General features: G+C 59.9%; 10 protein-coding genes and 1 pseudogene. 3 read left to right on the top strand and 8 right to left on the bottom strand.

The genetic code is table 11. The annotated features are described in order from the left end of the window. Positions 1 to 104: 104 nt before the first annotated feature. From GVL61_RS22185 to GVL61_RS22175, 3 genes are read right to left on the bottom strand one after another with little or no spacing between them, the layout of a single operon-like run. On the bottom strand, positions 105 to 353 hold the full coding sequence (locus tag GVL61_RS22185) for a hypothetical protein (protein ID WP_159983038.1): 249 nt from the start codon (positions 351 to 353) through the stop codon (positions 105 to 107). A gap of 52 nt (positions 354 to 405) precedes the next feature. Beyond that, entirely contained in the window at positions 406 to 1,071 is a 666-nt protein-coding gene (locus GVL61_RS22180) for a sensor histidine kinase (RefSeq protein WP_159983036.1), read from the bottom strand. Next, positions 1,068 to 1,871 (bottom strand): Crp/Fnr family transcriptional regulator, encoded by an 804-nt coding sequence (locus GVL61_RS22175; protein WP_159983034.1) that lies wholly within the window; start codon positions 1,869 to 1,871, stop codon positions 1,068 to 1,070. The genes GVL61_RS22180 and GVL61_RS22175 overlap by 4 nt, the downstream gene beginning before the upstream one ends. Positions 1,872 to 2,339: 468 nt before the next feature. Between GVL61_RS22175 and GVL61_RS22170 the strand changes: the two genes are divergently transcribed. Both GVL61_RS22170 and GVL61_RS22165 read left to right on the top strand, forming a co-directional pair. Beyond that, the gene (locus GVL61_RS22170; protein WP_200844925.1) at positions 2,340 to 3,062 is read left to right on the top strand and encodes a Crp/Fnr family transcriptional regulator; all 723 of its coding nucleotides are present in this window, start codon (positions 2,340 to 2,342) and stop codon (positions 3,060 to 3,062) included. Positions 3,063 to 3,221: 159 nt separating this feature from the next. Then, positions 3,222 to 3,614 carry a DUF4168 domain-containing protein gene (locus tag GVL61_RS22165; RefSeq protein WP_235037847.1) on the top strand — a complete coding sequence of 131 codons (393 nt, stop codon included), beginning with the start codon at positions 3,222 to 3,224 and terminating at the stop codon, positions 3,612 to 3,614. Between the two features lie 952 nt (positions 3,615 to 4,566). Here the strand turns inward: GVL61_RS22165 and GVL61_RS25515 are convergent. The 5 genes and pseudogenes from GVL61_RS25515 to GVL61_RS22150 form a co-directional block, all read right to left on the bottom strand. Continuing rightward, on the bottom strand, positions 4,567 to 4,854 hold the full coding sequence (locus tag GVL61_RS25515; RefSeq protein WP_368667145.1) for a CBS domain-containing protein: 288 nt from the start codon (positions 4,852 to 4,854) through the stop codon (positions 4,567 to 4,569). Between the two features lie 55 nt (positions 4,855 to 4,909). After that, positions 4,910 to 4,957, bottom strand: a pseudogene (locus GVL61_RS25510) (hypothetical protein); the annotation flags it as partial. Between the two features lie 112 nt (positions 4,958 to 5,069). Further along, complete coding sequence (locus GVL61_RS25505; RefSeq protein ID WP_368667144.1) at positions 5,070 to 5,207, bottom strand: hypothetical protein; 138 nt, start codon at positions 5,205 to 5,207, stop codon at positions 5,070 to 5,072. A 394-nt stretch (positions 5,208 to 5,601) separates the two neighbouring features. Further along, the gene (locus GVL61_RS22155; protein ID WP_159983030.1) at positions 5,602 to 8,004 is read right to left on the bottom strand and encodes a bifunctional diguanylate cyclase/phosphodiesterase; all 2,403 of its coding nucleotides are present in this window, start codon (positions 8,002 to 8,004) and stop codon (positions 5,602 to 5,604) included. A 182-nt stretch (positions 8,005 to 8,186) separates the two neighbouring features. Next, positions 8,187 to 8,417, bottom strand: a complete 231-nt coding sequence (locus tag GVL61_RS22150) for a helix-turn-helix domain-containing protein (protein ID WP_159983042.1) — start codon at positions 8,415 to 8,417, stop codon at positions 8,187 to 8,189. A gap of 239 nt (positions 8,418 to 8,656) precedes the next feature. Between GVL61_RS22150 and GVL61_RS22145 the strand changes: the two genes are divergently transcribed. Beyond that, entirely contained in the window at positions 8,657 to 9,997 is a 1,341-nt protein-coding gene (locus GVL61_RS22145) for a hypothetical protein (RefSeq protein ID WP_159983028.1), read from the top strand. Positions 9,998 to 10,000: the final 3 nt, after the last annotated feature.

Raw genomic sequence — 10,000 nt, 5'->3', positions numbered from 1 at the left:
TCTCCCTGCACAGCCAACCTCTGTGCAGGAAACTCTGGAATCCCTTTTGTCATCTGTCTTTCCCTCTTCAGCCGAAGGGGTCAGTTCTCAGATTCGGCAGGGGGTCAGTTTCTCATTTCGTCTGACACGATGCACCGGTCCGGCTCGATGAGGGTATCGCCGCGGTCGAGACGCACCAGTTCCAGGTGCGGCATGAGAAGCGCAAGGTCCTCAGTTCCAAGCCGGCCGAGCAGTCGGTTGTCGCTGATTTCCCGACCTGTATGACCCATATGTACCGATCCGGATGCGGGGCAGCCGACAAGCTCGCCGGCGCCGGCTTCAATGCAGACTGCAAAGGCCTCTTTGCCCAGCATGCGAAGCCGCCACCATGCTTTGTTCGATATCGAACGTTCGGGCGCTGAGGCGTTAGGAACGAGTTACCGGCACCCTGATTTCAAATGTCTTTGTTCCATTGGAAGGTGGTATGACCATGCCGCCGAACGATGCCGCCATGCGCATGACCAGATCTAGGCCGAGCCCAGGCGAAGATCGTCGCAGCACAACCGGCAGTTCAAAAGGAATCCCGTCGTCGTCAATCGTCACCACGATATGCGCATCGTTGAAGTCCCGAACGCTTACGGTGATCTTGCCGCCCTGCTCATTGGCAAACGCATGCTTGATCGCGTTCGTCGCCAATTCGTTCACGATCAGCGCCACGGCAGTCACCGTCTTGCTGTCGAGGCGATGCCGTGTCGCCGCGATCTTGAGCATCACGATGATCGAGCGAACCTCGGCGTGGGCTTGAAGCCCCTCACATACCTGCCGCAAGGCCACGTCGAGAGACATCTGGTCCGGATGGTCGAACAAGGTGCGAGAGCGAGTGAGTATCTCGACCCTTGTCAACGCATCACGCAGAGCATCCTTGGTTTCCGCGCTCTTCGCCCGTCGAAGCTGCAGGGTCAGCATGCCCATCACGAGTTGCAGGTCATTTTTGCAGCGGTGATTGGTCTCCCTCAGCAGGAGACCATCATCAATCGTCTGCCGGGATGCCGCACCATGCCTGCTGCTTATGCCTGTAATCTTGTCCATCATGAGAACACCGATCTGAAGGATGTGGCCCTCGCCTCTTTAGGGTGCAGGTAAGCTGGGTCGAAGGCAACCGAGCGGCGCAGCACATCGACATCGGGTACGACGATCCGGCGCGTGTTGGATGCGAGCACTCCTTCAGACCTGAGCTGCACCACGGTGCGGTTCACATGTACGTTCGTCAGGCCGAGAACATCGGCCAGCCATTCCTGTGTCATGGGCACCTCCAGAGATCTGTTGCCGCGCAGTTCCGCATCCGCGCCGTGATCGAGCCTGTGGCTGGCCTCGCACATGAAATGGAGTAGACGATCGCGGGCAGGCAGCCCTCTGCGCATCGTCCACTGGGCCATGATCGAGATCTCGAGAAAGGCGAGCCAGGAAAACGCGAGGGCCATTTGCGGATTACAGGCACGCATCTCCCGGGCCTCGGGCAGCGGGATCGCCAGAATTCTGCCAGACGTCAGCATCTGAACCCCATTACCGATCCGGTCGAAAGCAAGCGCATCGAGGTTGCAGGCATCGCCCGGCAGCATGATCGCAGCGATCTGTCGCTTGCCGCCTCGGGTGGTTGCGAAGCGGCATGCCCAGCCCGCCTGCAAAAAATACAGACTGGCGGAGCTCTCCCCCTCGCCCACTAGAAACGCTCCGGCCTCGACCTCACGCGTTCGCCAGTTCGTCTGCGACGGCTCGTTCGCGGAAAGCCCGCAAAGCCTGCTTGCATGGCGAACGACAGCCGAGCCTTCGAGGCTATGGATGGGAGATGTTTCGAAGGGGTGGGAGGAATGGACGAGCGACAGGCTACGCATGGCCGGTCGCCGCGGCTGTCGCGCGTACGGCAGAAGATGTTCGCCAGAACGTAGCGACGAGAATGACGTAGCTGCGGTGCGTTCGGCACGTCCTGTACGGTCTCATGGCTGTTCCTGACCAATCGTTCACATTGCAGATACGCCGATTAAGCGATGTTAAAAGAGGTGCTCTCCCCTCTGTCCGATATCGAACAATGGCAGCTAATCTATTGATACATTTAAAGTAGCCCTGCCAACATGGATCAGTATCTACCTAAGCGCCGGATAGTCCGGCCTCCAACAAAGCTGAACGGATATCTGCCGCTATATCTGTGCTGCGGTGCAAAAATGTGTTCGCGATCAACGAACCGCGGGTCGAAATACCTCGCAGCACGAGCTTGAAGTGATAGTATGACGGATCGCTCGCCGGATTTGGGCCATGAGCGGCTGAAAGAGACGTGCGCTTTCGCCCTGCCTCAGGAGACGAGCGTGTCCACGATCGATCTGACTACGAGTTCCAATCTCCTCATCGGAACGATGAGCCCCGAGGATCGCGCTCTGCTCGCGCCCCATTTTGTTCGTGTCGAGCTTGATCGAGGCGAACCCCTGATCACCGCAGGTCAACCCATCGAGCACGTCTGCTTCCCAGAAGGCGGTATCGCCTCGGTGGTCGCCGAGGCGGTGACAGGCACCAAGACCGAAGTCGGCATCTTCGGCCGCGAGGGGATGTCGGGTATTCCGGTGATGCTGGCCACGGACCGGATGCCGATGGATACGTTCATTCAGGTCGATGGAGGAACGGCATTACGCATCCACGTCGACCACCTGCGCGCCGCGACCACGATCAGCCCCTCTCTGCGAAACCTGCTGCTGCGCTTCTGTCATTCGTTCATGGTCCAGGTGAGCTTCAGCTCGGTCGCGAATGCCCATCATATGATCGAGGGCCGCCTCGCGCGGTGGCTGTTGATGTGCCACGACAGGGTCGACGGTGATGAAATTGCCCTGACCCACGAATTCATGGCGATGATGATCGCTGCCCAGCGGACCGGTGTGACCATCGCCCTGCACATCCTGGAAGGCGCGGGGATGATCCGCGCCAAGCGTGGACGCGTTACCATTGTCGATCGCGAGCTTTTGATGGAACTTGCCGGCGATAGCTACGGCGCGTCGGAAGCCGAGTATGCCCGGCTGATTGCTCCACTGAGCAAATAACCGTGCTCCCCGACCGCGGCAGACGCGAAGGCCGTTCGCCGTGCCGCTTCTTGGTATTCAGGATCGCCTCACCCCATACAACGCACCGTGGGTCCATTGGATGGTTGGATTCCGGCTCATCTGCTCCAAAGGCCATGCCTCGCTTCGATGGCGATGGAAATGAAGCTGAACAAGACAATCGCCCCCGCCGTTGTCCTGACCGCACTCGGTCTGATCGGGAGCAACGCCCAAGCCATGATCCCGGAAGCCGGCAGCACCGCAGCTCCACCCGCGTCTTCGCAGCAACCGCCTGCGGCTGCGCCCTCTGCGACATCATTCAGCGACGTGGAACTGGAGCAGTACGTTCGGGCCGCGCTTGCCGTGCAACGCGTCCAGCAGGACCAAACCACGCCGGATACTGCCAAGCAGACCAAGATGGCCGATGCGGTCCAGCAGGAAGGGCTTTCTCCCGAAAGATTCAACGAGGTGGCTTCAGCTGCGCAGGCGGACCCGGCGCTGCAACAGCGCATTCAGGCGGTCGCAGCAAAGGTCCAGGGGGCCGGCGCGCCGTGATCGCATCATTCGTAGAGCATATATGCCCAACCAACTGAGAGCGTGTGCTGGCCCGGCACAATAAATAAGGGCGGGGAACCCGCACCGGACCAGCTGCGCAACACGATTACTTTCCAGTCTCGCCGGCAAATATTTGGCCATAATCATCGCGGCGGTCACGTCTTGAAAGCCGATAGTTCCCAGTGACTCAACTTACAGCACCAGGCGCTTCGCTCCGCTGGTGTCGGTAAGCGCAATATCTATGACCATCGCGCATCCAGTAGACGCGGCGACCACTCCGACCCCGTTGCGCGGCAGCGCCGTAACCCAAAACGCGCAGATCGAAACCACGGCCCCGTCTGGACTTCATGATAATGGGGGGCGTGGCCGCCTCCCTATCGACCGCTTTCATCCTTTGACGAGCACGATTATCGCTTGTCTAACGTGCTTGCGCCGTTGTGCCGGGTCGGAAATTCCGGGAAACGCCTCTGCCGCATACGGCGAACAAGTAAGCGGAGCATCGTTTTATCTGGCCGTCTTTTCGCGCCGATGGCAGCGAGGAGAGCAGGATAAGCCTAGCAACGCGGCATTTTACTTTCTGCCCTGATCGGGAGTGTCCGAGCGCGCATCTTCATCTCGGGTCGAAATCCACAAGAAGAGTACGCCGCATAGACCATATACCGCGCTTAACCTGACAAACCCACTGCGAGTCAGGCCGCTTAGAAAGACTGCTAACACCATGAGCATCATCAGGAGCCCCGCCCAATTACGATGATGCAGAAGGATTGCCACTCCTGACGCCAACCAGCACACCAGGCCTGCAGTCAGAAGGCTACCGAGAACGAGGCCGATCGCCTCAAGCATGCTGGCAAACAGAAACATGGGCCGTCCTCTCCAATCAGGCCCCCGCTACAGCTGCCATCCGGCAGCTTCCTCTCCTTGTAGGTATATGTATCGTTATACGAGATAATTGTCAAGGCGCGACATTGCTCACGCGAGCGCCCACATGGCACGTCCGCTCGGTCTCTCCGGCACGGAACTTATGACGAGCTTTGAGCAAATCCTGGCGCGAAAGGATGCCGACAACTGTTCGGCTCTCGCGGTCAACGATGGGTATGCGGCCAATGCCAGATTGAACGATCAGGTCGGCCACGACGCCGCTCGGGCTTTCGGGGAAGGCAATGGGTTTTGATGCATCCGACAGGTTTTCGGCAAGAAGCGTCGCCCGATCGAAGCCTTCCACTTCCCAACGCAGCGTCACCGCGTGATAGCAGGCCTAGCAGCCGTCCGTTTGGATCAATGACTGGATAGCTTCTGTGACGGGCTTCGTTCTCGAAGAAGTCGATAACCCCGCCTACCGGCATGTGCCCGGCCAGGGGTTGTGGATCGGCGCTCATCAAGTCCCTGACCTGCAATAAGTCGAGAGCATCGACGCTGTATTCCTGGAGGATATGCCGCCCGCGCCTTGCGATTTTCTCAGTCAGGATGGACCGGGCGCATCAGCAGAACGCTGGTTGCGTAGGCGGCGACAGCCGCCGCCACGCAGAACGGCAGCGCCGCGAACTGCCCCGTCAACTCGGCCGCGAACAGCGGACCAGCGAAGTCGTCCTCCAACCCTTGATCCGGTAAGACGTTCTCGCTCGCCTACTTGACCTTTCGCCACCGACGATGCGCCTTGCGGTAAAGGTGCGCGCCGCATCCAATGCACGTCGATTGATAGTGCAGCCCGTCCCAGGCCGCTTTCCGTCGGTCGGGCGCGTGACGACCAAGCTTGCAAAGGAGGGATCGTGGATTGAGGGCCATCGTACCCACCTCCTCTGATATTTTTACGAAGGGGCCGGCGCCCGGCGGCGTTCTGGCAGGTGTAAGTTCGTGTGATAGGATGACAAAATTCCCCTTGTGTTGCAATGCACAACGGGCTCGAGCTAAAGCGTGCGCGGCTCAGACCGCCGTCGTCGCGGGAGTCCGATGCGAATTTTCGCTACGTGCGCGCGCTGTGATGATGCGTTCAAACAAATCTGTCGCTGTGGAGCGTACGCGCGGCGCCCCCCCAGTCGCCCGATCCGCACGCCGCGAGGATTGCCTGTGCATCCCAGTCCGCGACGACCTTTTCCACCTGCGCCGCCGCCATCGGCCGCCCGAACATATACCCTTGCCCGAAATCGCACCGGCTCGCGGCCAAGTGCGTGAGTTGCTCCGGTGTCTCGATCCCTTCCGCAACCGTGTGGATACCAAGGCTGCGCGCAAGGCCGATCACCGCTCCGACGATCGCCGCATCCTGCGTTTCCACCATGCCCAGCTTCGAGACGAACGAACGGTCAATCTTGATGATGTCCACTGGAAACTGCTTGAGGTGGGTCAGTGACGCAAAGCCGGTGCCGAAGTCATCGAGGGCGATGGTCACACCTTCCTCGGACAGGATTTGCAAAGCCTCGCTTACGTTCTCGGCAACCTGTCCCAGGAACACGCTCTCGGTCACTTCGAGTTCCAGCAACCAGGGGCGCAGCCCCGCCCGCTGCATCCGGGATAGAATACGCTGGGCGAAGTCCCTTCGCCTGAAGTCGCCCGCCGAGCCGTTGATGGCGATACGTCCAAACGGAACGCCCCGGGCCGCCCAGTCGCTCATGTCGGCGATCACCCGATCGAGCATACGTGCCGTGATCAGCACGGACAGATCCGGATCCGCAAGCGCGGCGCCGATCTCGGCCGGCGGCTGCAGGCCTCGCCCGTCGTGCCATCGCAGCAGCGCCTCGAAGCCAACGCAGGCACCTGTCCGCAGGCATACCTTTGGTTGGTAGAAGGGTACGATCCGGTCGTCCTGCAAAGCCAAACGCGCGTCAGCCAGCATTCTCTTCTCGCGCTCCGCAGCTGTCCGCAGCTCGGCATGATAGACGCATATGCGGCCGGCACCCTCGCCCTTGGCAGCATAGAGAGCGAGATCGGCGCTCCTGAACAATTCTTTCGAGGTAGCACCATCCTCGAACGCCACCGCGACGCCGCCGCTGAGACTGACATCGATTTGCCGGCCCTCGTAGGACATCGGCTGTCCTACCCGAACGAGGAGATCAGCGACGGTTTTTTTCGTATCATTTCCAGCAGTCCAGTCCGGAAGGATGATCCCGAATTCATCCCCGCCGAGCCTCGCCACGGTCGCAGATGCAGGCGCCGCACGCGTCAGTCTCGTAGCCACTTCAGTCAGCAGGGCGTCGCCGCCGTGATGGCCCAGGCTGTCGTTTACCGACTTGAAGAGGTCAAGATCGAGCACCACCAATCCGACAGCGCTTTGCTGCCGCGCAGCCTCTTCCAGGGCCGCCTCAACGGTGGCGGCAAACAATTCGCGGTTCGGCAACTTGGTGAGGGAATCGTGCAGCGCGGCCCAGCGCAGGCCGTCTTCATAGTGCTTCTGGGCCGTGACATCCTGCAGTGAGCCGACGAGTCTGGCGGGGCGGCCCTCGCCGTTACGGACCACATACCCTTTCGCGATCAGGTCAAGATACGCGCCGCCCCCGGCCAGGAAGCGGAATTGCTCGGTCCAGGAAGTTTTGCCGGCGTCCTCGAGATCTTCGATCTGCAGCAGTACCCTAGCGCGGTCATCGGGATGAATGCGCTCCACCCACCAGTCTGCGGATGTTCCAGAGGGCGCATCCGGGTATCCCAGTATCGCGATCGCGGCGCTGGAGAGATTGATCCGCCCTTCTTCCAGCGAAACGTCCCAGATGATGTCATTGGCAGCAAGCGCGGCCAGACGATACCGCTCCTCGCTGTACTGAAGCGCCGTGACCAAGGCGCTCATCTCGGATTGCGACCGCACGATCTGACGGAACGCGGCATAGCTGTTAGCGAGCGACCGCAGAATTACAGCGGCAGCAAGTATGAACGTCAGCCCAATCGCGACCCTGTACCAATCACCGGAAACGAGAAACTGCACCGTCACCGGCATCGCCCCAAAAAGCAGGACCAGCCATCCCGCAACCGGCAAAGCCTGCATGCAGTAGCAGCAACTGATCGAGCCGACGAATACATACAGCGCGATCGACGTTCCCCGCACGGGCTCGGCGTCATGGAGCAAAAGCAGGCCCCAGCCTCCGAATGCAGCGCTGAGGATCGCAGACGCCGCTATCGTTCCATAAAGATGGCGCCGGATCTGTTGCACCGTCAGTTGCCTGGAACGCCGCGATACCCAGACCATCGCACGCCCGGCGATGGCCGTGCACAGGACAGAGGGTATCGCTAGGCTATAAAGAGGACTTACATCGCCATGGGTGACTATGCCCAGGAAGGCGGCGTTGATGAACATCAACGCATACATCAGCGGTATCTGCCCGCGCAGATGTGCGTGTTGCTCCCGTAGCGTCACTTCCGAGGCTTCGGCTATTTCCTTAAGTGGATCGTCAGGCGTTGGAAATTTCATAATCGGTGTCCGTGAAATCCTAACGCTTCGGCCTTAAAATTGTCTTTCCGGATCAAGCCCGAAATCGCTTTAACATGCCGATGGACGGATTGCATTGTCTTCGCAGTGCAGACACCAAGGCAGCAAACCAGTAAAATGGAAAGAACGCAGCGCTGCATCCGATGAGCTGCCTCGGTTGGAGTTCATTCTCGCCCGCATTGCCCGTCGGCAAGCTGCACCAATAGGCCCAGCGTCGGGTTCACCTTGTCGTTTTCCAGGTTCGATATGTGCGAAGCCGCTACCTCAGTGTTCCTGGCCAACTCCGCCTGCGATAACCCTAGCTTTCCACGGCGAGCGCGGCAATTCGCCCCTACCAGTGCGCTGAGCTTCGAACGAGGACGTGAAGCCCCCAGGCCCAAATCTCGGGACGTCATTTCAATCAACCCGAGCGCGGCTTTGTGTGCACATTCACACTATCTTAATGAATGTTGATGAATGGTAAATCTTGCGAATGAGAAGCAGTCTTGTTCCACACTGGCCTGGCGCGCTAACCCCCTGTCCCCCAAGACTCGCGCCAGGCCGGCAACCCGCTTACTGCCGCGGGCCGACCTCTCCCCACACGCGTTCCGTCAATGTTAACGCCCTAGCCACCTAACCACCCGACGAGGCAGCCATGCTCTCATTCCCCCCAGGTGCCATCATCGCCGGTGTCCCCGTCACGACGCTCAAGGCGATCCTCAAGTCGATCGAGCGGACGAATACGTTCAGATCCGCAATCGAACTGCGATCCATCGGCGCCAGCCAATGCGACAACGCCATCGCTGTGGAGGGCGCGGTCCACGCCGGGCTCGTCGATCCCGATCGAGCAACACTGACCCATCTCGGCTACGCGGTTCTCGGATCGAGCAGCAAAGCTCGCATCCCGCGAGCCAAGGCGATGAAGCTGCTGCGGTGTCTGTTGACGGCCGCTGAACGCTGTAATGCAGATCCCGATCGCAGTTATGACATCACCGAAATCTGGCTTTTCGGCAGCCTTATGCGCGGAGCCGAAACCGTCGGTGACATTGATCTCGCCGTCAAATGGGAAGGCCGGCCTGGCACTACGCTCAACGAGAGTGATCAACGGACCATGGCCCGTTTTCATCAACTCTACCCCGACGCTGGATGGGTCGAAGTCTGGGACATGGCCAAGCGCCTCCAGCACCGCGACCTCTTCGGGGAGCGTCGAAATAGCGCTTACGCCTTCCACCGGGGCATCGAGACCATCATCGCCATGGCTGAGCCCTGCATGAAAGTGTTTTCACTTGCCGAGGGCATCGTCACAGCGCCCGTCCACCTAGAGCGCCACCCCAACGCAAAAACCCGCGATGAGTCCATTCGACCTCGCGCAACGGACGAAGATCGGGACCGGCTCTTGACCTTGCAGCCTGTCCCGCGGCCTCTGCTTGCTAACTGGTCGTGCATGGCCAATGGCCAGTGGTCTCCAAGTCCGCGAATGTTCGCCCTGGATCCAGCTACCAGCGGCTATTATCACGTCGCCAGGCTGGTGATCCATTTTGAAAGTGGGAAATTCCGCAACCTGCAGGTCTATGCTCACGATGATATCTGCAAGCTACTCGAACCGAACCCCGAGGCCCTGCCGGATACGTTCAATGGTCGCGAACTAGCCTTGATCGTCACCGACTACAAGAAGCTGGCGCTTCAGCGCGGTATGGATGTCTCCCCGGACGGGACCATCATCTACAATATCACTCTCAGCGATTATGTCCTCTCGGACCCAAGCCCCCGAAAGCTCCGCACCGCCGAGGTGACCGCTTATGAAGACATCATCGGCTACTATCTCGCCACACTGGTCTACGCCGACACCCTCGCCATCCGAAGGCTCGCTCCTTCGACCGAGATGATCCACTTCTTCTCCGCAATGCCGGGCAACGAGGCGATCGAGGCGCGAATGCGCTACTGGACAGCGCATCTGGTGAAAGCCACCCTGCCGGCTTCCGCCGCTGCTGCGTAGGAT

Origin of the sequence: Novosphingobium sp. 18050 (genome assembly GCF_902706195.1) — a bacterium.
Lineage (GTDB): Bacteria > Pseudomonadota > Alphaproteobacteria > Sphingomonadales > Sphingomonadaceae > Novosphingobium.
The sequence above is the reverse complement of the archived record's forward strand: the minus strand, read 5'-3'. Positions and strand labels throughout refer to the sequence as shown.